General features: G+C 35.4%; 18 protein-coding genes. 11 read left to right on the top strand and 7 right to left on the bottom strand.

Translation table 11 applies throughout. From position 1 onward, the window contains the following. Window positions 1-73: 73 nt before the first annotated feature. Window positions 74-691: a succinate dehydrogenase/fumarate reductase transmembrane subunit gene (locus tag O4O04_RS06405; protein ID WP_272534934.1), complete on the bottom strand. Its 618-nt coding sequence runs from the start codon at window positions 689-691 to the stop codon at window positions 74-76. A 114-nt stretch (window positions 692-805) separates the two neighbouring features. Continuing rightward, entirely contained in the window at window positions 806-1,177 is a 372-nt protein-coding gene (locus O4O04_RS06410) for a nuclear transport factor 2 family protein (protein ID WP_272534935.1), read from the bottom strand. 322 nt (window positions 1,178-1,499) lie between these two features. Here O4O04_RS06410 and O4O04_RS06415 point away from each other — a divergent pair, with 322 nt between their 5' ends. Genes O4O04_RS06415 through O4O04_RS06425 form a run of 3 tightly spaced genes read left to right on the top strand, consistent with a single transcriptional unit; the run spans window position 1,500 to window position 4,650 of the window. Next, the gene (locus O4O04_RS06415; protein WP_272534936.1) at window positions 1,500-2,060 is read left to right on the top strand and encodes a hypothetical protein; all 561 of its coding nucleotides are present in this window, start codon (window positions 1,500-1,502) and stop codon (window positions 2,058-2,060) included. After that, entirely contained in the window at window positions 2,029-2,355 is a 327-nt protein-coding gene (locus O4O04_RS06420; protein WP_272534937.1) for a DUF8156 family protein, read from the top strand. The genes O4O04_RS06415 and O4O04_RS06420 overlap by 32 nt, the downstream gene beginning before the upstream one ends. 6 nt (window positions 2,356-2,361) lie before the next feature. Beyond that, a complete protein-coding gene (locus O4O04_RS06425) occupies window positions 2,362-4,650 on the top strand; it encodes a DNA polymerase domain-containing protein (RefSeq protein WP_272534938.1) in 2,289 nt (762 codons plus the stop codon). Window positions 4,651-5,040: 390 nt separating this feature from the next. Here the strand turns inward: O4O04_RS06425 and O4O04_RS06430 are convergent, their stop codons facing one another. The 4 genes from O4O04_RS06430 to O4O04_RS06445 all read right to left on the bottom strand — a co-directional run bounded on the left by O4O04_RS06430 (window position 5,041) and on the right by O4O04_RS06445 (window position 13,068). Continuing rightward, window positions 5,041-5,397, bottom strand: a complete 357-nt coding sequence (locus O4O04_RS06430; RefSeq protein ID WP_272534939.1) for an STAS domain-containing protein — start codon at window positions 5,395-5,397, stop codon at window positions 5,041-5,043. 2 nt (window positions 5,398-5,399) lie between these two features. Next, window positions 5,400-5,876, bottom strand: a complete 477-nt coding sequence (locus O4O04_RS06435; RefSeq protein WP_272534940.1) for a hypothetical protein — start codon at window positions 5,874-5,876, stop codon at window positions 5,400-5,402. Between the two features lie 5 nt (window positions 5,877-5,881). Next, window positions 5,882-11,128 (bottom strand): SpoIIE family protein phosphatase, encoded by a 5,247-nt coding sequence (locus O4O04_RS06440; RefSeq protein WP_272534941.1) that lies wholly within the window; start codon window positions 11,126-11,128, stop codon window positions 5,882-5,884. Between the two features lie 152 nt (window positions 11,129-11,280). After that, entirely contained in the window at window positions 11,281-13,068 is a 1,788-nt protein-coding gene (locus tag O4O04_RS06445) for a methyl-accepting chemotaxis protein (protein ID WP_272534942.1), read from the bottom strand. Window positions 13,069-13,787: 719 nt separating this feature from the next. On the opposite strand from O4O04_RS06445, the gene O4O04_RS06450 reads away from it, so the two are divergent. Then, window positions 13,788-13,958, top strand: coding sequence for a hypothetical protein (locus tag O4O04_RS06450; protein WP_272534943.1), 171 nt, complete (start codon window positions 13,788-13,790; stop codon window positions 13,956-13,958). Between the two features lie 118 nt (window positions 13,959-14,076). Here O4O04_RS06450 and O4O04_RS06455 read toward each other — a convergent pair whose 3' ends face one another. Beyond that, window positions 14,077-14,511 carry a CoA-binding protein gene (locus O4O04_RS06455; protein ID WP_272534944.1) on the bottom strand — a complete coding sequence of 145 codons (435 nt, stop codon included), beginning with the start codon at window positions 14,509-14,511 and terminating at the stop codon, window positions 14,077-14,079. Between the two features lie 269 nt (window positions 14,512-14,780). Here O4O04_RS06455 and O4O04_RS06460 point away from each other — a divergent pair, with 269 nt between their 5' ends. From O4O04_RS06460 to ahpC, 7 genes are all read left to right on the top strand, one after another. Next, on the top strand, window positions 14,781-15,098 hold the full coding sequence (locus O4O04_RS06460) for a hypothetical protein (protein ID WP_272534945.1): 318 nt from the start codon (window positions 14,781-14,783) through the stop codon (window positions 15,096-15,098). A gap of 142 nt (window positions 15,099-15,240) precedes the next feature. Continuing rightward, window positions 15,241-15,879: an ABC transporter substrate-binding protein gene (locus O4O04_RS06465; RefSeq protein WP_272534946.1), complete on the top strand. Its 639-nt coding sequence runs from the start codon at window positions 15,241-15,243 to the stop codon at window positions 15,877-15,879. Window positions 15,880-15,882: 3 nt separating this feature from the next. Next, window positions 15,883-18,858 (top strand): efflux RND transporter permease subunit, encoded by a 2,976-nt coding sequence (locus O4O04_RS06470; protein ID WP_272534947.1) that lies wholly within the window; start codon window positions 15,883-15,885, stop codon window positions 18,856-18,858. A 40-nt stretch (window positions 18,859-18,898) separates the two neighbouring features. After that, entirely contained in the window at window positions 18,899-19,474 is a 576-nt protein-coding gene (locus O4O04_RS06475; protein WP_272534948.1) for an MXAN_6521/LA_1396 family lipoprotein, read from the top strand. Between the two features lie 23 nt (window positions 19,475-19,497). After that, window positions 19,498-20,484, top strand: a complete 987-nt coding sequence (locus O4O04_RS06480) for an alpha/beta fold hydrolase (RefSeq protein ID WP_272534949.1) — start codon at window positions 19,498-19,500, stop codon at window positions 20,482-20,484. Between the two features lie 73 nt (window positions 20,485-20,557). Then, on the top strand, window positions 20,558-23,107 hold the full coding sequence (locus O4O04_RS06485) for a methyl-accepting chemotaxis protein (protein WP_272534950.1): 2,550 nt from the start codon (window positions 20,558-20,560) through the stop codon (window positions 23,105-23,107). Window positions 23,108-23,249: 142 nt separating this feature from the next. Continuing rightward, entirely contained in the window at window positions 23,250-23,813 is a 564-nt protein-coding gene (ahpC, locus tag O4O04_RS06490) for an alkyl hydroperoxide reductase subunit C (protein ID WP_272534951.1), read from the top strand. Window positions 23,814-23,875: the final 62 nt, after the last annotated feature.

The following is a 23,875-nucleotide window of genomic DNA, read 5'->3' on the forward strand; positions in this document are numbered from 1 at the left end:
ATTTCTTGAGATTCTAATTTAAAAATCGATTTGCTAGATTTTTGAAAAATTCGATTTTTAATTTATACAGTCATCATTTTCCAATTAGTATCTTGTATTCGTTGGGAATTTCCACACCTTGGAAATGGTTTGTTAATCCGAATAGAATCATAGCAGTGATACAAATTCCGAAAATGAAGATGAATTTAGCCTGGACTTTGGGAGTTAGGTTTAAAATGCTAATCTTCATTTTTTTGCTGTGAATGCTTGCAATATGTCCAAAAAAAGAAATGATCGCAAGACTGTAATAAGGTATGAAAAAGAGATTGAAAGGAAAGGAATTTAAGCCGGCAACACCAAAGTAGAAGTTTGTATCGAGGTTGAGCAAGGTTCTTCCTGTCAAAACGGCACCAATATGTATCACAAAGAAGAATGCTAAATAAAGACCAGACCAAATCTGAAGTTTCTCAAAGTTGTTTGAAGCAGATTTTCTTTTGTTTTTAAAGAGTTTTATTCCAGAAAAAATCTGCACTGCCACGGCGCTGAGTAAGATTGTTTCTATGATTATATTTCGATAGAAAATTCTAAGAGTATTCATGATCTCAATATGTATAGCGTCACCAAAAATACTGGATATATGATTGAATAAATGCAACCCGACGAAGAGGGTAATTACCATTCCTGAAATGTAATGAAGTTTTTTAGTTGTCAATGTATTTTCCTTTTTTTATAAAATCAAAAAAAGATCCTAATATAGATCATACTTGGATTACACTGTAAGCCTGTCAAATGGAAAATCTGATTGTTTTCTATAATTTTGAATTTTTCATTCTATGATTTCTACAGAACTGCCTGCGATTATTTGCCAATTCTGATCGAATTCTTTCCATATTCTCATATAGCTAAAATTTCCATTAATTTCATGAGCACCATAACTTGCCTCTAAATGTATAACGGAAATTACAATTGCAATATTATCAACGATAGTTATTTTTCTGTCTTTGAGTGTGATTTCTTTGATTTTAAATAAACCCTTTCTATAGTTCTCGAGATCCATTTCTTTTGTTACGGTTTGTCCGTTAGGAATAGTGAAGACCAAATCTTTGTGAATCAATTTGTCTAGTGCGGATACGTTTCCTAACTTCATCGCAATGATTAATTGATCTTCATTTTCTGTGATAGTATTGAGAATGTTCATTTATTTTATTTTAAATTGTCTTATGAGAAGGCAACTTTTTTGAAAGAAATATTGCATCCTCAATCTAAAAAGTATATTCATGGGATTGTGATTTGGACTTTGTAATTCTCATTGCAATCTTCATCAATCAACGAGGGAATCATGTTCCCTGCTGGCATAAGCGGACGGGAATAAATTATGTCACATTACTCGTGTCATCAAATAAGGAGCCAGTTCAGAAATATTCTTATTGCGAGCTTGCCATTTCGGTAAATTTTTTAAGCATACTTATATTTACTATTTATTTGTTTACTTGATTTGTCGAAGTTTTATATTGAACTTTATGGAATCCTCAATTTCCGACACAAAAAACGCAATCCTTCTTGTTGGTAAGGAGGCAAACCATGTCACGCACGAGCTACTCGCTTCTTTGAGTGCGAAGGGTGTTTCGATTCATGTGGTGGATTGTGGTATGAGTTTTCGTGCATTTCGATTGGCAGATTCAACCAAGGGTTTGGATTTTCCCGTCTTGCATGAAGTGCTTGTTCAGAGGGCTTTTACCCCATACCAACTTATGGATTTTATCAACGGCCTACTGCTGGATCGTGATAACTTAGAACGAAAGTCTCGTCTCTATGCCTTTCTTGCTCCGTCTAAGGAATTTTTTGACAAAGATATTAAAGAGGATGAACGCAGGTTCTTACTCGAGAGCTTGGTTGCAAAATTCAATCAGTTGCAAGAAGAGGGATTTTCCCTTTTGATTTCGGAATCGAGAACCAAAGAAGAGTTAGCTTATGACACGTATATTTTACATCTAAAAGAAGCAGTTCACTGTAAATTGATTGAACCAATCAGACAGAAGGAGATTGATAATGGGAAGAACAGTAGGTCCTTATTCTCGTAATATTCAGAGTCTAGCTGACGAACGTTTTGGAGATTTTCGTCGTGGACTTGCGCGTAAGCATCAAGAGGCATTTGACGATATCATGCGAACTGCTAAGGGGCATTTGGCGGCTGGAGTCATGGCATCCAATCCTTATTCGATCGAGACGATTTTGCTATCATCTCTCATTGAGGTTAAGACAACATTGAATGATATGGATAAGAAATTTGCCAAGCTTGAAGCTGATATTGCGTCAATTCGTGCGAGGGGTATCGACCATGCCGATCTTGACCAGACTTCTACTGATTCTTGTTAGTGTTCCATGGTCGCGAGCTTTGAGGGTATACTTTTTGATCTCTATGATTTGGAAGGCAATATTACTCTTTGGATCCAAGGCGAGGATGAGCTTCGGTGTTTCCAGGATGTTTACTACCCATCCTTCTATATTTCGGGAAGTGAGGCTTACGAGAAGAAATTTATTGCTCGCCTAATTGAGCTCAACTCACTGCGATCTCGACCTAAGCGAGTTGATAAGTTGGATTTTTACAAAAATGAGATTCGATCCGTTCTAGAGATCCATCTTTCCAGACCATCTGTCCTCAAGCGAATCTATCAGAAGCTCTATGCCTTCTACGAGAAATTGGATATCTACCATTCGGATATTGATATCACGACATCCTATCTCTATTCTAAGGGACTTTTTCCTCTGGCAAAAGTTCGCGTGCTACATGAAGGCTCCCGCATCAAAGAAATTGTATCACTTACAAATATTCAGGATTACGAATATACTGTTCCGAATTTTCGCATTCTACAACTCAGCTTCAAAACCAATCATCGAATCGGTTATTCGAAGTCCAATCCTCTGGTTTTTTCCAATTCACAAGGATACAACGAAGAAGTCTTTCGTCCTGATCCAAGAGATTTACTCGGTCGCATCAATGAGATTCTTCGCGAAAAGGATCCCGATATAATTCTTAGCTCTTTTGGAGATCAAGCGATTTTTCCATTTTTGTTTCAAATGTCTCAGAGCTATGGAATCAAGCTTCTTTTTGACAGAGATCCTTACGCAATCACAAGAAAAATCCAGACTCTAGGTACGAGTTTCGAATCATACGGTCAGACTATCTACAGAGCACCTAACTATCCTTTGTTTGGTAGATTGCATATCGACGTGTCCAATTCTTTTGTCTATAAAGAATCCTTTATCAATGGTGTAATCGAGCTTGCACGACTCAGCCGAATTCCTATTCAGAAAATGGCACGTTCCAGCACGGGAACAGCTCTCACAAATATTGAAATGGATGTTGCCCTGCGTAAGAATTATCTCGTGCCTTGGCAGAAGTCAGCTCTTGAGAGACCTAAGTCTGCATACGAATTGATACGAGTCGATAAGGGTGGACTCGTATGTCTGCCCGATACAAGTTATGGTTCTCTGTTACAAAATGTAACACAACTTGACTTTGCTCAGATGTATCCCTCTATCATGGCCAATTACAATATTAGTCCCGAAACTGTCAATTGTCCATGTTGTACTGTTGAGGAAGCAGAATTCCTGATTCCTGGGACGAGCTTTCATGTATGCGCTAAGAGGCGAGGTGTTGTCTCAGAAGCTCTCGATAAACTACTTGTTAGACGAAAATACTATAAAGAACAGATTGAACGCAAATCACCCAATGCAGAAATTTATGAAGCAAGACAGAATTCGCTAAAGTGGATGTTTGTTACAAGTTTTGGTTATCTCGGTTATAGAAATGCTAAGTTTGGTAGAATCGAAAGTCATGAAGCAGTCACAGCCATCGGGCGAGAAGTTCTTCTCTTAGCAAAAGAGATGGCAGAGGATGCGGGCTATACTTTTTTGCACGCGATCACAGATTCTATTTTTATTGTTAAACCAAATGAAGAGAAATTTTCAAAAGAAGAGCTTTCTACTCTTTGCAAAAATATCGGCGAACGAACCAAGATCCAACTCAAAGTAGAAGGAATCTATGATTGGTTGGTATTTCCTGCATCCAAAATCGATTCCAAAATTGGCGTGGTCAATCGTTATCTCGGTAAATTTGCATCAGGTGAGCTCAAAATTCGTGGAATCTTTCTTCGCAGAAAAGATATTCCCAATTTTGTCAAAAACTTTCAAGCAGATGTTTTGGAAATCATGGGAACATGCAGCACCAAGGATGAATTGATAGCAAAGCGCGATCTAATTGATACGGTTTATCATCACTACGAGAACGAACTGCAGAGCAATCGCGTAGCACTAGCTGATCTATTCTTAAAGAGAACAATTACGAAATCACCAGACAAATATAAAGCGAACAATTCGTCCACAATCTCACTCGCTGCTCTCTTAGATGAAAATATTACTGTCCAAGCAGGTGAAAAGATCAAGTATTTAGTTCTTCAAGGCTACCGAAAAAAGAGAGAGTATATTCCCGAAGAAGTCGCTCTTCGTCTAGCAGATACTAGATCACTTTCCATTCACAAAGAATTCTACCGCGATATGTTGGTTCAAGCACTAGAAGAAGTTACGGAGCATTTATTTACATGGCAGTATTTCCGAAGTCTTAGAGAGAGACAGCATCTCTTGCCTTTTGTAACTGAGCTCCTTTGTTAGCTCCGTGGCTCTGCCTGTCCAGCATAACTTTCCGAAGGAAATTCTGCTGTGCTGTGGTGTGAGAAAAAATAAGAATAACTTACCGCAAAGATTACGACGACCGCACGAAGTTTACAAAGTATTTTGTTGATGTAGAGAAAAGTTTATAGATAGCAACCTTGTGCGAAGTGGCTCCTTCGTTACGGCTTTGGTATACCGAACTGGCCACTGGACGGAACGAAGGAAGTCACGTAGCTACCGCAAAGATTACTGAGGTCAGCACAAAGTGCACAAAGGGATTCGATGAAATTCGCATCCGAATCTAATCTGGCTTCTCGGATGCTTAAGCTGCAAAAAATCGCATTTAGAGCATAGCATATAAACTTTGACATTTACAATAAATATAAATCATTAAATACCCTCTATCTTAATGTTTTTTAAATTCATACATACAGTTTGCAATGGTTTGAATGATGCGTTTTGCCATTCGACTATCTTATTAAAATGAATAGTAACTTTTATATCATTCGTTGAGCAAGATTTGATTAACTTAATAATTGGAGGAACAGTTGAAGAATTCATAAATTCCAATTTTGTATAATCAATTACTAAGTTTTTTCCTTGAATATTGCTTATGAAATTTTCTAAGTAAGGATTAAGATATTCTGCTGGATTTCTTGACTCGCTTCGCCCTAGCCATTGCATCATCACTGAATCACCTTGTGCTGAAATTTTAATTTCAAAATTTTCGATTTTTAAGTTATCCATTTTTATACTCCTATTTTTTTTGTAGCAATCATTTCTAAAGTTTGGTTGCTATAATTGTAATCTAAATCATATCCACCTTCACTAATAATTCTATACAAACCCAAATGACTTCCAGACTGTGCTGGATCTTCCATTATTTCTTGTAATCTTTCTATATAAAGCATTCGAGCGTTATCTGTATTCTTGATCTTTTTCATCATGAAAATCAAATCATCAACTGAGTCATTTGCATTGACTCCATTCTTGACTTTCACCATTAATTTGTTCGTTCCTAAGTCGAATTCAAATCCCACTTGGGAAATGTTCTCGTTTGCAACTCCGTATTTAATTGCATTTTCTAGTAGCTCTGAAGCTGTCATTACTGCAAAATCAATCTCTCCTTGATTTAAACCTGCCATTGCAATTCTAATTTTATCTTTGATTTCGCTGATTATTGACCACATTGGTGCAATCTCAATCTGTAATTTTGTACTCATCATTCCTCTTAGCCTTTCGTTTTCTTTAAAATTAACATTGTCACATCATCGGGCGTTTCATAGCCTTTGAGTGATTCTAATACAGCATCTCTAACTTCCTCAAGTGAATTAGAACCATTTGTTCGGATAATAGCAGATAGACGATCAAATCCGAATAGCTCATAGTTATCTTTAGTTGCTTCAGTGACTCCATCAGTATATAGAAATAATAGATCACCTTCACTCAATGAAGCCTCTCGTTCCTTTAAAAAAGGAGCAATGTCGTCCTCCATCCCAAGCCAAAAGCCATTGCTCTCCAACCTCTCTATCGTAGCTGTATTCTTTCGATAGACAATGGAATCCAAATGTGCTCCCGAATATTTCACTCTGCCATTAGCTTCAACTTCAATAAGTTGCATGGTCATATATTTTTCTTCTTTTAGTTTGGCAATGTTACTTGTTAAGGTTTGATTTGCCTTTGTTAAAATAAGCGATGTATTGCTTTCTTTGTCATTTCGAATGATTGTATGAAGTGTGGTCTGAGCCATCATCATGATCAAACCAGAAGTGACTCCATGTCCAGATACGTCCCCAATAACTGCGAATTGTCTCTCCCCATCGCCGAGTATTGTATCATAATAGTCACCACCAACTTCATCGGCTGTTTTCATATAGCCTAATACTTCATAACCTTTTAGTTCTGCTTTTTCGGGAAGTAATGATGTTTGTATTTTTTGTGCTAACTCCATTTCAGTTTGAATTCTGGATCTTTCTGCAGTAACCTCTTGAACATTCAAATACAACTTTGCATTCTCAATAGAAATTGCAGCCTGTGAAGCAATCAATTGAAGAGTCTCGGCATGCTTTGCTGTAAAAACACCTGCACTTCTATTATTTTCCATATAGACTAAACCTATCATTTCAGACTTATGAAAGATTGGCATAACTAAGATCGAAATCGGTTGATTCTTGATTATATATTCATCTTTTTGGAATTTTGGATCTCTAAGTGCTTCATCGACAACGATTAGTTTTCTGGTTCGAATAGATAGGTTAACGATTGACATTGGAATCTTGGAACTTGATTCTAAATTTTCATTTTGCAAGACGTTGATCTTTCCATCTATATAAGATGATTGTATTTTGAATGATTCTTCTTCCTTCAGTATGAAATAACCTTTCTCGGCTCCTGCATTTTCTACGAGTATGGATGTTACTCGAGCTAACAGTTTATCTAGCTGAATCTCCTCAGCAATCGCATTAGATGACTTTAATACAGAATAAAAATCTAAATTGGAAGGATCGATACGTTTTGATTCAATTACGGTGGCTCGACCCAACTTAGATTCTTCTTCTGAATTTGTATTGAGTCGTTGTGTTACTTCTTTTTTTCTATCAATTAGATCTGGATATTTCTCCTCTAATTGATTAACTTTTGCATTCGCTCCCCATTTTGAATACAAGGCGATTGCTTCTCGTAAATGCAATTTTGCATATTGCTTTTTCCCATTTGCTAATGAGAATTCACATGCCAATTCATTTGCTAGTGCTTCTTCATTTGTAAATTCATTTTCTTTGGCTAGCGCTATAGCTTCTTCAAATTTAGTTTCAATAGCATCTCGTGAACCTTTTTTATAGATCAATAATCTTGCTTCGATTATTCTCCAACGGTGTAGGTAATTCATGGGTGCATCTATGGACCATCGCTCTAGTTCTTTGCAATTTACCTTTATGATTTTCTTCATCTGTTGGACCGTAAATTCTTTAACAGGACTTTTGTTATCTAATGCTTCTAACATCGCAAGGGTTGTGAAGAACCAGACATTGTTGTTTATAGGATAACCAACCATGGCATCCTTGTGTTTTACAAAAACTGAATAAGTATAAAGAACTAATTCATGGTTGCATATACGACCGAAATAATCTAGTCCAAGTGCTGATACAACTGCAATATCAAAACTATTCAAAGATTCAATCCTGATCTTAAGTTGGTCTTCCCATTCGGTTCGTTCTAATATTGAGTCAGAATATTTTTTTTCTCCCAATCGCTTAACCATTGAGTTAGCAAAAGTTAAAAGTACAGAATCAACACTTCCCAAATTCAAGTGTGCGGAACGCTTTAGTTGGTTTACCGTTTCTGTGTAAAGTGATTGCAATTCGGTAGAACTGCAATATTTGATAAGAAAAATAAGCCAGATAGAATAGCCAACCTCAGGTAAATATCCTTGGCTAAGTGAAGTGGAGAGCATATCTTGCAAAGACGGTAAGCTATTTCTAAAATGCTCTTTTCTATGTCTGATCCCAAATTCTATTGGAGTGATATGAAGGGTATACTTTACTTTTAACTTTTCAAGAATAGCATTCGCAAGCATAGCATATTCGTAGCCAATATTTGATTTCGAAAGTACTGCTGTTTGAATGAGTCCATAGCACGATATGCATGTCGCTGAATCGACAATGTATCCATTTTTCAATGCAAATCTCATACTGAAAAAAACTAAAAGCGGAAATAGATTCGGAGATAAGAAAAAGACAGACGGGATTATATTTAAAACAACCTTAATAATTAAAATGGACTCTTTATCCGTCATCACGGGAAGGTTAATTAAATCTTTAATCTCCCAATTATTCTTTTTTAATATTCGACCGATCGCAATTTGCGTTTTCAATAGATTAAATAAAATGATAGCCGGAGATGGATTTCTAGGCAGAGATATTTTGAATTGCTTTAGAATGGATAAACCTAGATCAATTGCATTTCCGAATTCAGCGACACTTGAATAATACAATATCAAATTCAACTCGCTCGGAATAACATCGACTATGCTTTTTGCATTTTCTTTGATTGCTGAATGGTTAGAGAGCAAATACTCTTTGTTTCCCAACACGTAACCAATCTCTACAGCAAACTCTGATACTTTTAATGATAGATCGTATTGGGTTTTCCAAGAATCCATAGAAAATAGCGAGAGACTAATGTCAATAAACCTCTTTGCAACATCGTAGGCATTCGATGCTTGTACTTTCTTTGCCGCTTCCAGATTCAACTCAAGCAATTGCATCTTTTCCGCTTTTGATTCAATCAAATCTCGACCCATATTCAATTGCGTTACTATTTCGAGGATACTATCTTTTAACTTATCTGTTGTCGTCTGGCTTAGTAATAATTGCCCGACTCTTAGATGAGTGGACAATTTATCTGATTCGGGAATTAAGTTGTAAGCAGCTTGTTGAACACGGTCATGCAAAAATTTGAACTCACATTCGGAAAATTGAATCCCTTCTTTCATTCCTGATCGAATATGTTTGTAATTTTCATTTAAAGGTATAATCAAACCTTCTTTAATAGACTCCCATAAATCGTCCAGAGTGGGAGCAGCTTCTTTGTCATGAATGATCGAAAGAAATTCCAAATCAAATTGATTCCCAATAACAGAAGATAATTGTAATACACGTTGAGCCTCTTTACTCAACTTTTGTATTTTGAAAGTCATAAGTTCGATTAAGTTCTCGCTGACTTGCATCATCTCGATATTTTTTAGATTGTATTTCCATTCTTGACTATCATGGTCAAATTGAAGATGGCCTTCCTCATACATGGAAAGTAAAAATTGATTAATAAAAAAAGCATTCCCGTTAGTACGATTCACTAGAAGCGAAGATAGTTCACTTATAGAACTCGGTTTAGTTTTCAATGATTCTACAAGTATATTCTCAACATCCTTTGTAGTAAGGTTTTCCAATTTGAGATCAATTATTTCAACATCAGACTTACGTATCTCCTCAAGAGTTGATATTAAAGGATGGCTAGAGTCTACTTCGTTGGTTCGATAGGAGCCAATTGGTAGGAAATATTGGTTAGCTTCCGAAGATAATAATGAAGCAAGTAAGTTGAGAGATGCAGTATCTGCCCATTGTAAATCGTCGATAAAAATAACCAATGGAAGTTCTTTTGTGCATATACTCTGAAAGAAATTTTGAAATGTTAAGTTGAATCGAGTTCGTGCTTCTTGAGTTCCTAACTCTTGAATGTCCGGTTGATTGGGAAGAAGCAATTCTAAATCAGGAATAATTTCATAGAGAACCCTCGCATTGTTTCCTATGCCATCCATAATTCTGGTTCTCCACACTCCTAAAACTTCTTGATCTTCTAGCAGTAGATAATTGCAGAATTGATTGAACAACTGAGTTAAGGCATAGTAAGGAATGTTTTTCTGAAATTGATCAAATTTGCCGGATAAATATATACCATTTTTCTCTGTTATGGGTTTGTATATTTCCTGAACTAAAGAAGACTTACCCACTCCAGAAAATCCCGTTACCATGATTAGTTTACGTTTGTTATACTTTGAAACCTCTTCAAATGTTGAGAGTAATAAATGTATTTTTTCTTCTCGTCCATACAATTTTTGTGGGATTTGAAGCCTACCTGAATTGTCTTTTAATCCCAATGGAAAATTTGAGCTTTCTAGTTCTTTTAAATTCGCAAGACATTTCATTAAATCTTCTGCTAAACCAAAACCCGATTGATAGCGATTCTCTGCATTCTTTTCCAAAAGCTTCAAGACAATTTGAGATAGAATAGTAGGAATATTTTTATTTACTTCCGAAGGTGATTTAGGTATAACTGCGATATGACCATGAATGATTTCCATTGGATCATTTGATTTAAATGGCAAAATTCCTGTCAGCATTTCATAAATTGTTATTCCTAAAGAATACAAATCTGTTCTATAATCTAAAATTCTATTCATTCTCCCTGATTGTTCGGGAGAAATATAAAGAAGACTACCTTCTAGCTCCTTAGGAGGGACTAGACTTTGAACATTTCGTGATACTTCAGTTGATATTCCAAAATCTATAATTTGAATTTTAAAATCATTTTCGTTTAAAAGTATGTTGCCTGGATTGATATCTTTATGAACAATACCTTTGCTATGGAGCTCACCGAGTGTCTTAGCTATATTGATTCCTATCTTTAAAATCGAATCAATATCTAAATTAGCCTTCCTCATAAATTCAGATAATACTTCTCCACCAAAATCATGGAAGGCTAGATAAGTTTCTTCGGGATTCGAAACAAATTTTATAGGTTTGATTACACCAGCTATTTTTAACTTTTTTGTTAATTCGTATTCGTGGCGCAATTGAGAAACCACGGAAATTCGATTCCCGTTAGCTTTCTTGATAACTATGAGTTCTCCATTATCATTCGAATAGCGACTGATGGTTGTATTCTCATTTCTGTGAATTAATTTGAGTTCTTTGTATTTCATTGGTGACTTTTCTTCCCTGGTGTAACTTTTACAAAATAATTGCTTAAATAATATTGAATAAATGAATTAGATACTCTGTTGCCTCGAAAAAAACAAAGTTTTGTTAGTATATCTAAGGAAAATATCTAAAAAATTTATAATGACCTTTTTATTTAATGAATTTCGAAATAAGATAATTCCTTTTGTAAATCAATTGATTGTTGTTTGAATTCTTTTGAAATTGAGTGAGTCAATTCGGAATTAATTGCTAGGTTTTGGGTTTCAATAGACAAGTTCTGAATGGAAGTTGATACTTCCAGATTTGATTCAGATTGTTCGACAGTCGAACTTCGAATTTCCTGAGCCAATAGATTTACTTCATTAAATTGGTTTAAAACTGCTTTGCTAATTTCAATTTGATTTTCTGTTAAGTCTGAAATTGTATTAATTCTCAGAATAGTTTCTTTGATTTTTTCTTCCATTAATCCAAACGAATTGGCAGCATCTTGAATCGAAGTCATGCCTTGCTTGGCATTGCTTACTGCTTGTTTAACGAATTGACTAATTTGAGATGCGTTGCTTGAAGTATTCTCTCCAAGTTTGGAAATTTCTCTTGCAACTATTGCAAAGCCTTTTCCATGTTCCCCGGCTCTTGCAGCTTCAATTGAAGCATTGAGGGATAGAAGTCCAATTTGTTCTGAAATCTCATGAATGATAATCAATATCGATGAAATTTTGTGAGTGCTTTCTTGAATATCATTCATAAAAGCTAATGTATTTTTAATCTTTTCTGAGTTAACTTGGAGTTGTACTTTTACAATATCCGAAATATTTTTTGCATTTATAGATTCATTGCGAGCGGACTCGACGGATAAATTTAGATTCTCAAGGGCACGAGAAGATTCTAAAGAAATGTCTAATTGTTTTTTCGCCTGTTCAGAGACTTCGTTACTAGATAGAGTGATTACTTCAAGATTCGCACTCATTTCCTCATAAGCAGATGCTTGTTCCGTTGTAATTCTATTCAGATCACTAGCGGCTTTCACTAGCGAAGTGGATTGCTCAAACAAATTTTTTGACTGATTATCAATCGCCAAAATTACAGTTCTAAATTTTGCAATAAATTGATTCATTGAAAAGCTTATATGCCCCAATTCGTCTAGCGAAATAATCGGCATAGTACAATTGGTGTTACCTTGAGCAATATTATTTATGATTGAAGCAAGAGAATTTACATTGAATTCTATTGATTTGATGAGTAGTCGAATACCCAGATAACTCGTTAAAATTATAAATATTATAAAAAAAGGTAAGCTGTACTCAACAGGGTAAGGATTGTTGAAATCAGGAAATATTTTATTCACAATAAGCAAATAAGATAGTGAGAACAGAGGCATCAGCAAAATAGAAATGATCATAAAGAGAGTTTTCTGTTTAATGGATACAAGTCTTAGTTCAGATGAATCAATTTTTATTTTCGAAAATTCCTCCTGGCTTAGAAGCTCTATGCATTCAATTTCCGCTGCTAAATAATGAGAACTTGCATTGATTCCGAAAATCATAAAAAATAAAAATATACTAACAACTATTTCATGGTTTTGCATTTTACCAAAATGGTTTAGTATAATGCTCGATAATATTATTCCAAAGATCCATTGAATTGTAACGAATCTCATCTCAATCCTTGGAAAATTCAGTAAATGTTTCATTGTTGATCTCAATTCAAATTGATTATTCGATTGAAATGCGGTTAATCTTTTTTTGAGCCAGAAGTATCGGTAGATTGGTATGGATATTGTTAGAATAATTGCAATAATAATTCCGAGAATTAATGAAATTAAACGCTCTCCGACGTAGCCGCCTGCAATAATAACAAAAATAGTTGCAGTGGGCAGTGTTAGTGCATAAGTCTGTGCTTCCAGCCTAAGGCATAAACGTAAAATAAAGAAATCTATATTCATAAGTGTTGAATGGAACTAAGATTCAACAGTCATTTTATATACAATTTGTTTACAAGAAAAAATACATTATTTTTTGAATATAATAAGACTTCGCGATAAAAAATTGAATATTATACAGTAATCATAGTTATCTGAATAAATAAAATACAAGTAGGGATTAAAATATTACTAATAGGGATATTTATATTTGCATTCCCTAACTTTTCACTTTGCAAAACTTTGCGTATTCTTGGTGCCCTATACCTGACTGTCCAGCATAACTTTCCGAAGGAAATTGTGCTGTGGTGTGAGAAAAAATAATACTGAGAGTTTACCACAAAGATTACAAAGATCGCACAAAGTTCACGAAGTATTTTGTTGATGTAGAGAAAAGTTTATAGATAGCTACATTGTGCGAAGTGGCTCCTTCGTTACGGCTTTGGCATACCGAGCTGGCCACTGGACGGAACGAAGGAAGTCACTTCGCTATCGCAAAGATCACTGAGGTTACAACAAAGTTCACAAATAGTACCATGTAGTGTGAAGGTTTTTATTGTTTTGGTAATACTAAAATAAAATTCTTAAATTTGTATTTTTGTAATTCTTTCCTTTGCACAACTCTGAGTATTCTTTGAACCCTTTGCCTGTCCAGCATAACTTTCCGAAGGAAATTGTGCTGTGGTGGTTAAATGTTTTAAAAAAGAGCTTGCGAGTATTCTATAGTATTTTATAATTTATTAATGAAAATAGAAATACAACAAGAAGCGAAAACTTTTTCCATTACAGAAATGAACTTTACTGATATAAAAACAATTCGAGATGCATGCAAACTTTTTGCAAAGAACGGATCAGCCCAAGCAACAAAAATATTGGAAGAGATTGAAAAAGTTTTAGAAAACGCAGTAATATAAGACTAGTGTAGTCTATGATAATTATTTCTGTATAATAAAACGAAAATAGAAATTTCCGAAGTCAATTGCGAGAATTGAATACATAGAAAATTAACTATATTTTGAAAAGAATTTTGAATTAGATTTTAGTCGGCATCTCAACCATAATACAATCAATATAGACAGGTGTAATACCAGATTCCTTCGCTTTTTGATACACTTCTTCACCTTCAGCACCTGGTTGGAACCAAAAGTCCTTCACACCTGCGGCTATACCCTCAGCGATAAGATTTGCACCGAGCTTTGATGGTAAGACAAAATTGAGCGCTTGTAATTTTTTGCCTGATTGAGTCGCAGCATCACTGAGTTCTTGAATGGTAGCATAAGACTTGATTCCGTCTATAGAATCTGCTCTTGGATTGATCGGTCGCATATCGTATCCTTTGTTTCGCATATGATGAAGTATGATATTACCAAATTTATTTGGATTGGAGCTTGCGCCGACTAAGCCTATCACTACATTACTGTCCATTAGATTGCGTTTAACTACTTCTAGATTTTCACGGTTTCTCATCTTTACATAATCTCCAAACGTCACGACATATATCTTATGATAAATGGAATGCTCTATAGCTATTTAGACTTACATAGGGAAGGGAACGATTTTTTTTGCTAAATTGTGAACAATTTGTTCTCTCATACAAATAACTGAACTATGTTTAGCTTTGTATGCTGAGCTTGCTTTCGGCTATATCGCTAAGGAATTATTGTCATTTTTTCACTTGACAAAAACTGCAAAAGATTGGATTTCTAACTACTAGTTTCAGAGAGGATATCAATCGTATGGGAATCAGCGAAAGACAACTAGGTCTCATTCAAGAATCAGCCAAATTATTGATTCAGGATCTGAGACTTACACAAGAAGAAGCCGTTATGCTTATTTCTGCGAGCCTTAAGAAAGAACTCGTTCGACGTGGGGTAACAATGGAAGCTTTGAATATGAGTGCCAAGTCGGATAGGACATCCTTCATACGTTCTGTTGTCCATCATGTTCAGGAAAAAATCGAAGAGACCCCGCATTGGAAATCAAAGAACCTCACCATTACAATTGAAAAATTCTACAAAATCTTACATTCATCCTGGATGAGCGACTCAGGCTAGAATTTATTTTAAGGAAATTTCTAAGTTCAATCCTAAATCCATTGACGAAAAATCCACTCTAACGACAATTTTGTAGCTATGACCAGATGATTCTTGAATTAATCTGGTACCAAATAGTAATATATTTATGGATGGAACAATAATGATCAATCAATCAGTTAATAAATTTTTAGTTTATCTTTTTTTTATCAGTTTAGTTTTCTCATCGCCCGCTATGGCAAATGATTCGGATATTCTTCCAGAATCGAAGCCAACAGAAGTTGAAGCCAATGACTCCAAAGATAAAGAGGAAGTTGGCAAAGCTGATGAACAAGTTACGAAAGTCGTAAAAAAACTAATAGGATTCATTCGTTATAAAAAAAATGACAAAGCGATTCAGCTCATTCATGTTCCTGAATTTTCCAACCAATTGCTCAAATCTTCTGGTAAAATTTCAGCATCAGAACGAAAGGAATTTGAAGCCGCAATTTCAAATTTTATTATAAACCGATCTTTTCCAATTGCGCTTAAGTATTTTGACAAGATTGATATCAATTACGAAAAGCCATCCTTCAAAGGCAAAACGGCAACTCTAGGATCCTCCATTATATATGATGGATCGGAGAAAGTAACTTTTTCATGGATTCTAAAAGAGATTGAGGGTTCTTGGTATGTCGTGGATTTTTTATCCGAAGGTAAATACGCATCCGAGACAAATCGTATTCGTTCGATTGAGCCTTCTATCAAGAAGAATGGAATCAAGAAAACCATCGCGCTAGTTCAAAGAGAAGCAACAAAGTAGATTATGAGAAAATTTCTTTCCAATGTTGTAGAACAAGTTCTACTCAACCCAATCAAGTCATCCATCGTTCTTTTTATTTTTCTTGGTCTGTCGATCTGGCAGACTTCTACATTGACAGTTAACACGAATAATATGGAACTTTTGCCTCCGAATAATCCTTCTATCGTCAAAACTCGAAAGGTTATTGAGATGATTGGTGGCAATGGTTTCTATATTCTAAGTCTTAAGTTTGATGATAAGAAAGGTATGACAGAGGCTTTGCAAGAATCTTTTGTTACAAGAAAGTCAGGTGATATTGAGAAGGCTAATCAACAGCTCGCTTCTGCTTTTGCAATTAGATCTAAGAATCTAAAATACTATACGGAGCAAGAAAAATTACTTAAGACTACTTCGGATAAATTGAATGCAAGATTATTGCAAGAAAAAGAATTTGTTCAATACATTTCCTATCGATATGATGTAGCTTTCCTACAAGAAAGATTGCCTCTATTCCTTCAGAATCAAGATTTGAAAGAAGTCCGCAAGCGGGTAAAAAGAAAAATTGATGAAGAAGTAGAAAGAGCCAATCCGTTTTTTATAAATTTATCGGATGAAGAATACAATCCTACGTTTGATGATATTCTCGGAAAATACCAAAAGTTAGCGAAGAGAGATATCTTTGATGAATACAATATTTCCCCGGAAAAGGGAATGTTGCTTATGCTTATTAAGCCGGTTGGATCATTCACGGACACGGAATTTAATATACGACTGGATCGCAAACTCAAAGACATAGTTCAAGAATTAGAAATTGAGAAGTCAGGAGTTCGAGTCGGATACACAGGGACTTATCGACTGCATCTGGATGACTATGAGACTTTGATGAATGCTCTCAAGCCAATTGCGATTACATCTTTGATTGGAATTTCACTTTTGCTATTGTTATTCTTTAGAAATCCAATTTTCATCTTTATTCTAATGTTCTCATTGATTTCTGGGATACTGTTCTCATTCGGACTAACAGCTGTATTTATTGGACAATTGAATACTGTAACAAGCATTATCGCGTCAATTCTTATGGGTTTAGGAATTGATTATGGTATACAGTTTTTATATAGATTCAGAGAAGAGTTCAGTCAAGATCAAGATACACTTCGTTCGATTAAAGCAACAATTTACCATACAGGTATTGCATCTTTTATCTCAGCGCTAACGACTACATCAGCATTTGTTGTGCTCGCCCTATCGGAGTTTCGAGGATTTAGTGAGTTCGGACTTATCGCGACTTATGGAATCATAATCATTGCAATTGCTATGTATTCGGTCACTGCTTTGCAAATTGTTTTGATATTTAAGTTCTTCCCTAAGATGCGATCATCATTTCTTCTAACCAAGAAAGAACAGACACCTTCCGCATTTTTGTATTCATTTTATAGATTTCCAGGAATTTTGAGCGGAGCAATTATCGCTGTAATTATACTTTGCTCAATTTTTATTTTTGATATAAAATTCAACTACAATGGTCGCGATCTTATGGTTGATAATTTGGAATCCGTAAATCTATATGATGAGATAGCAGATCGGTTCGATATAAGTTCAGATCCTCAAGTAATTGTTGTAGATACTATAGAAGAGTCCGAAGCTGTATTCGACTATATGACTCCGGTTCCAGAAGAGATTGCCGGTTCAGTTGATCAAGTTGTATCACTATGGAATTTTCTTCCCTCTATCGGACAACAGCGTGCCAACTTAAAAGTAATCAATCAATTGCAATCAGATATGAAACCTGTTAAAGCAAGTTTTCTTAAGCCAGAGCAGAAAAAGTATTTACCGATTGTCAAGAAATATCTGGAAGTAAAAGAGTATAAGCTTGCTGACATTCCCGACTACTATACAAAACAATTTCGTGAAGTTCCTGGATCTAAGGAGACTGGACATTTAGTTTTTATCTATCCCAAAGTTGCCCTCTGGCATGGAAGAAAATTGCTGAAGTTCTATGATTCTGTGGGAGAGCTCAACTATCCGAAGTTATCTAGAAGAGTTTTGAATACTCTATTGTATGATAGGAACGGAAACGTATCCGTTGATCCAGTGAATGATAAATGGACAGAGGCTGAGAAAGCGAATATACTTTCTGCACTCAACAATTATCAGCGAGAACAATTTCTATCACTCGGAATTCTTCCTGGAACTATAGATTTTATTCAGAAGAATCGACCTTTTGACACATTAGAAAAAGCTAGGTCTTATACCTATACTGCCAATACAGCGGGAAGTTTGATTCTTTTTGCGAATCTAATTAAGATTGTTCAGAGAGAAGGAGTAGTTGCCTTCTTTATAACTTTAGGACTTGTCCTTATAGTTCTTGTAGTTTTCTTTCGAGGAATTTTACCAGCTTTGATCTCGTTGATTCCATTGGTTTTGGGAATTGCCTGGACACTTGGTATCATGGCGATGTTCAAGATCCAATTGAACTTTATGAACGTTTTGGTTTTTCCTGTAATCGTTGGATATGGAATCCAGAATGGAATATATATCTACTATCGTTTTCGCGAAGATAGAGATGTACTACAAGCTATGTCGAAGGTTGGTTCGGCAATCATTGCATCCACTCTCACAACTCTTGTCGGCTGGAGTTCTCTATTGATCGCAGATCAGAAAGGCTTGAAGTCGATCGGAATTGTTGCAAGTATTGGAATCGGATCTTCACTATTGATCGCTCTCACGTTAGTTCCGACAGCATTGCAATTTGTGTATGGTGGCAAAAAGCTTGATTCAGAAGATGAAACACCTCTCGGATTGGAAGATGAAGAAGAGATGCACGCTGCAACAGAAGTGGTTGATACAAAGGCAGGTCGGTCTAAGAATAAAAAAGTCGATTCATCTTCGGTGAAGGCAGAGAAGAAACCTAATGCCAAGAAGAAAACTGCAAATAAAAAAGCATCAAGTAAAAAAGTTGCAAAGACGAATCGAGATTCCAAACGAAAGAAGGATTCGTAATTTAGATACTATCAATATTAAGGATGAGATATTACAAAAAATGAAAAAAATATATTTTATAATTATGGTATTATTTTTTACCAATTGTACGGTCAAGTATATCAAGACTGCTCCAACTTGGGAATCGGATATTCAAAATATTAAGAGATTGGTTATTGATATATCGAAGGAAAGCAATATAGATTCTGATACTAGGACAATGGTAGCATCCATGTCCGAATCTTATTTGTCGCATCACAAAGAGTTCATCATCTATCCTTTCGAAAAGTCTAGTAAAAACATCTGTGGCAATTCCGATCCTTCCGTAAAACATATCATGCTACTTACTGTAAATGAGTTAATGCAAGAAAGCAAAATTGATATCGGGGTTACTGGCAGGTTGATTCAATGTTCTGATTCGTCAGTGTTATGGGAAGGATTTGCCCAGAATGTATATAAACCCAATCCATCGGAAAATCTATCTCTTGTTAGAACATATACTCAAATGGTTGGACCAAAAATAGCAGACAAAGTGACGCCTTATTTTGTTCTATTGCAAGCGCTATTAGAGCGAATCGAGAGTCCCATTTTAACTGAAGACGAAAAGGATGAAAAAATAGAAGTCGAAGCTAGATGATCGTGCCCGAATAGAAATTTTATATGCTCAAAAGAATTTATAAAAACGGAATGGTTCAAACCCTACTTGCTGGTATAGGAATTATTTCAAAAGAGCAAAAAGAATTTCATAAGCGGTCTATTGTTTTCCAATTTAAAACTAAGCTCGGCCATAATTTTACTGGTTACTATTCGAAAGGCAAAGAAACAAGTCCTCGCGGGCTTGTGATTCTTTTGCATGGATGGGAAGGAAGTTCGCAGTCTTCATACATTCTGAAGACTGGACTTTTCTTGCAGAAAGCAGGCTATTCCGTTTTTCGATTGAATTTTATAGATCATGGCAATACATTTCGCGACAACAAAACTATCTTTCATGGAAATTTACTAGTTGAACATTTTGAAGCAATCGAATGGATTTCATCTAAATTTTCTCCACTAGCCCCAGTATCAATGATTGGTTTCTCGCTGGGAGGAAATTTTGCTCTTAGGCTTGCTATGTTCAACAAAGGAAAAAAGATTCCAAATCTAAAACACAGTATCGCAATCAGTCCTGCTCTCAATCCGAAGAAGGCTACTGTGAGTATGGATCAGTCGAAATTGCTTGGACGGTATTTTCGCAAACGTTGGGTAAACTCTCTTCTAAATAAAGAATCAAGTTTCCCGGATGACTATGATTTTTCCAAATTATCCCAATACAAAACTGTAATGTCCGTTACGGACTATGTTATTGGAAAATCTTCCGATTTTCGTGATACAGATCACTACTTTTCGGGATATATTATTGACTTAGACGAATTGGTTCGTTGCAAAACAAATTGTCATTTGATTACATCAAATGATGATCCCGTGATTCCTATCGACGATTTCTATGAATTGCAAAATAAAATTAACGAATACAATCGTTCGCATTCACAAGCAAGTCTAACCGATCTCGAAGTATTGTCGTTTGGTGGCCACAATGGATTCTTTGAAGATTCCTTTTACGAACCTATTTATTTGAATAGAATACAATCCATTCTCAATAAAAATTGAACGATCGCTAGATTATTAGGTATTTGCCTAATTTTCATTGACCCAGTGTTAATGGAATATTAAGTCTGTATCAATGATTAGTTTTAAAAAGTTGCATCTTCGTTATATTCTTTGGATTGAATTATTCAGTTATTTAACGATTGTTCCTTTTGCTATCGCATTGGTTTTCTATCTTGTTGATCCAGATAAAAACCAGATTCTTTATCTGGTTGTAGGTATCGGAATTGCAATAGTGATTTCTACAATTCCTTATATCATTGTCACCGGTCGACTCTTCAAACCTTTGAGAATCTATATGGATCATTTCCAGAACGGAGTCACATTCTCTGATGACGAATATTTGCTAGCTTGGAATTCCTTAACTAGAATTCCAATGGTATTGATTGCATTGAATGTATTTCGGTGGGTTTCGTCATCGACTACGCTTGTTATTTTATTTCTTATGGCGGAAAATGTAACTCAGACCCAAGTCTTTTTTCTCGCAAGCATACTTATATTCGCCGCTTGTTTTTCATCCATCTATACATATTTGATGTTAGAGAAAGTTTTCTCCCAAGTATTGAGAGAAGGATATTTTGTTCGAATTTTCAATAAGGAATCTGCTTCTCTCAAAATCTATCGAAAAATATTGTATATATTCCCAGTTGTAATTTCAGTATGCATACTATCACTATCAAATGTTTTGCTCATCATTTCGGCCAAATCAAATTATGAAAGTTTGCAGAGAGTTTACCTTGATCACTTGCGTAATTTTAATTCTAATAGCAATACATATTTGGAAAACTATTTCGATCTTATGACAGCGGAAGTTTTAAGATTTTCTGAAGATCCATTGATTCGAATACCTGTAAATAGTGCAAACTATTCAATTCTCAATAACAACTTACAGAATTATTATAAAAACCAAGCCTTGGGAATAGAAAATATTTATATAATTTCTTTGTCTGCAGGCAATGCTATCTTGTCATCGGCTAAAAATTTTGATTCACTTAAAGGTTACAGAATGTATTCAAATGTCGATTTGCAGAATAACTTTGATATAGCCAAGGAAGGGGAAATTTCTTATTCAAGTATTTACAAATCTGATCTATCTGGTAAAAACGAAATTCTAATAACTGCGCCGATTAAAAACAGTTCAGGTAAGATTATTGCAATGCTTGGGATATCGATTCTACCGACTGAATATGTGGATGGCTTCCTTAAGACGGTTAAAATTGGAAATACTGGAAATTCTTTTTTACTTGATAAAGATTTAAGAGTAGTTTGGAGCCCAATAGCAAGAATGATCATGTTCAATTGGACTGGATCTGAGCTTGCATCTAAGGCCGCCAAGACCAATGAATACGAAGGATTTGCGGAAGTATTCGAAAATGAACTCTATTTAGTGAATCATTATAAGAATCCGAAATATAATTTTCAATTTTTTTCTACAATAAAAATGAGGGAAGTCGAAGAGCAAGCACAGAAATCCATTCCATTGCTTACTGCAATTTCGATTCTGGGAAGCTTGATTCTTGCAATTTTTGTTCTATATTATTTTAAAAATCGTTTTGGCGCACTTATTGAATCTGAAAAGATATTGAGTAAGATTGGACAAGGTGATCTACGAGATGAATTGAAACTCAAAAATCCAGATGAGATAGGAAAACTCAACGAAGCAATCAACCAGACACTTAGTAACCTTAAGAATGTTCTGTCAGACAATCAAGAAATTGCAGTAGAACTATCTTCTTCATCTGAAGAATTCACATCCACTCTCAACAATCTTTCGGCAAATGCTCAGACCCAAGCTGCAAGTGCAGAAGAAATATCTGCATCAATAGAAGAGATCACAGCAGCTGTAGATAGTGTGGATACACAAGCTCAGTCTCAGACCAAGAAGGTTGATCTTCTTAAGTCCAAGATGAATCAATTGTCAGATATGATCCATACGATGAGTAACCAAGTCCAAAAAACCAATACAGAAGTCCATCTTATCACAACCGAGACTCAGGCTGGTGAAGAAACTCTGGATGAAATGCGTTTGAGTATTTCGAGAATCGGTGATTCATCGCAAGAGATTAGTTCAGTTGTTGAAATCATAAATAATATTTCCGAACAGATCAACTTACTTGCTTTGAATGCAGCAATCGAAGCCGCTCGCGCTGGAATTTACGGCAAAGGTTTTGCAGTGGTTGCAGACGAGATCGGTAAGCTTGCTAGTAAAACAGCCTCATCAATTAAAGACATTAGTATATTAGTAGATGCAAATGAAAGAGAAATTCTCAAAGGAACTGATATCATAAGTAAGACTATAAATCTTATTCAGAAGATTATTCAAAGTGTTAGTTCATTTGAGACAATGACTGAAGCAATCCAATCAAGTGCCGACGAACAATTAAAGATCAATAGCCAAGTAACTTTAGAAGTGGAATCCGTTAATGAGATCTCTCGGTCAATTCGCTCTTCACTCGAAGAGCAGAAGGCTGCAATCTCGGAAGTTGCCCAAGCTATCTACAGTATCAATGATCTTACACAGACCAGTGCGGCAGGACTTGAAGAATTGACAGCATCTTCGCATTCTCTGTCTAATCTAGCAGATGAGTTGAATTCTAAGATTCAATTCTGGAAATTGCCAAGCTGACTTCCAAGGATTCAACAAGAAAAATCTTGATCGGTCATAGCTTTTCTAAATGAGATCATTTATAGTATTTATTTGACAAATCTTCAATTCGAGGGTATATTAAGTGCATAGATTTTAATAACTCGAGGAAGGTTACTTTACAATGGCGATAATCAATAAAAGAATTCCAGAATTTCAAGCAGAAGCATTCAAAGATGGTAAATTCATCCAGATCAGTGATAAAGATATCATTGGAAAATGGAGTGTTTTCTGTTTCTATCCAGCAGATTTTACTTTTGTATGTCCAACAGAATTGGGTGATTTAGCGGATCATCATGCTCAATTGAAAGAAATGGGCGTTGAAGTTTTCTCCGTATCTACAGATACACATTTCACTCATATGGCATGGCATGACGCAAGCGAGACAATTAAGAAAATCAAATTCGCGATGATCGGTGACCCAACCGGTAAGATCACTCGAGGTTTTGATGTTATGATTGAAGAGGATGGTCTAGCGTTGAGAGGAACATTTGTTGTTAACCCTGAAGGTTTGATCAAAGTTGCAGAGATTCATGATCTCGGGATTGGTCGATCTGCTGCAGACTTAGTTCGAAAAGTACAAGCTGCTCAATACGTTGCAACTCACAACGGAGAAGTATGCCCAGCTAAATGGACACCTGGAACCAAGACACTTAAACCTGGTCCAGATCTAGTGGGTAAAATATAAGTTTATTCTATTCAGAAGTCTTATTTGTAGAAATACTTTATAGGACTTCTGTTGCATAATTC

The sequence above is a fragment of the Leptospira sp. GIMC2001 genome (assembly GCF_028462125.1).
In the GTDB taxonomy this organism is placed as follows: Bacteria; Spirochaetota; Leptospiria; order Leptospirales; family Leptospiraceae.

Coding starts and splice junctions, on each gene's coding strand:
- O4O04_RS06410 (WP_272534935.1), bottom strand. CDS start 1,177: ATGAACATTCTCAATACTATCACAGAAAATGAAGATCAATTAATCATT.
- O4O04_RS06415 (WP_272534936.1), top strand. CDS start 1,500: ATGGAATCCTCAATTTCCGACACAAAAAACGCAATCCTTCTTGTTGGT.
- O4O04_RS06420 (WP_272534937.1), top strand. CDS start 2,029: ATGGGAAGAACAGTAGGTCCTTATTCTCGTAATATTCAGAGTCTAGCT.
- O4O04_RS06425 (WP_272534938.1), top strand. CDS start 2,362: ATGGTCGCGAGCTTTGAGGGTATACTTTTTGATCTCTATGATTTGGAA.
- O4O04_RS06430 (WP_272534939.1), bottom strand. CDS start 5,397: ATGGATAACTTAAAAATCGAAAATTTTGAAATTAAAATTTCAGCACAA.
- O4O04_RS06435 (WP_272534940.1), bottom strand. CDS start 5,876: ATGATGAGTACAAAATTACAGATTGAGATTGCACCAATGTGGTCAATA.
- O4O04_RS06440 (WP_272534941.1), bottom strand. CDS start 11,128: ATGAAATACAAAGAACTCAAATTAATTCACAGAAATGAGAATACAACC.
- O4O04_RS06445 (WP_272534942.1), bottom strand. CDS start 13,068: ATGAATATAGATTTCTTTATTTTACGTTTATGCCTTAGGCTGGAAGCA.
- O4O04_RS06450 (WP_272534943.1), top strand. CDS start 13,788: ATGAAAATAGAAATACAACAAGAAGCGAAAACTTTTTCCATTACAGAA.
- O4O04_RS06455 (WP_272534944.1), bottom strand. CDS start 14,511: ATGAGAAACCGTGAAAATCTAGAAGTAGTTAAACGCAATCTAATGGAC.
- O4O04_RS06460 (WP_272534945.1), top strand. CDS start 14,781: ATGGGAATCAGCGAAAGACAACTAGGTCTCATTCAAGAATCAGCCAAA.
- O4O04_RS06465 (WP_272534946.1), top strand. CDS start 15,241: ATGATCAATCAATCAGTTAATAAATTTTTAGTTTATCTTTTTTTTATC.
- O4O04_RS06470 (WP_272534947.1), top strand. CDS start 15,883: ATGAGAAAATTTCTTTCCAATGTTGTAGAACAAGTTCTACTCAACCCA.
- O4O04_RS06475 (WP_272534948.1), top strand. CDS start 18,899: ATGAAAAAAATATATTTTATAATTATGGTATTATTTTTTACCAATTGT.
- O4O04_RS06480 (WP_272534949.1), top strand. CDS start 19,498: ATGCTCAAAAGAATTTATAAAAACGGAATGGTTCAAACCCTACTTGCT.
- O4O04_RS06485 (WP_272534950.1), top strand. CDS start 20,558: ATGATTAGTTTTAAAAAGTTGCATCTTCGTTATATTCTTTGGATTGAA.
- ahpC (WP_272534951.1), top strand. CDS start 23,250: ATGGCGATAATCAATAAAAGAATTCCAGAATTTCAAGCAGAAGCATTC.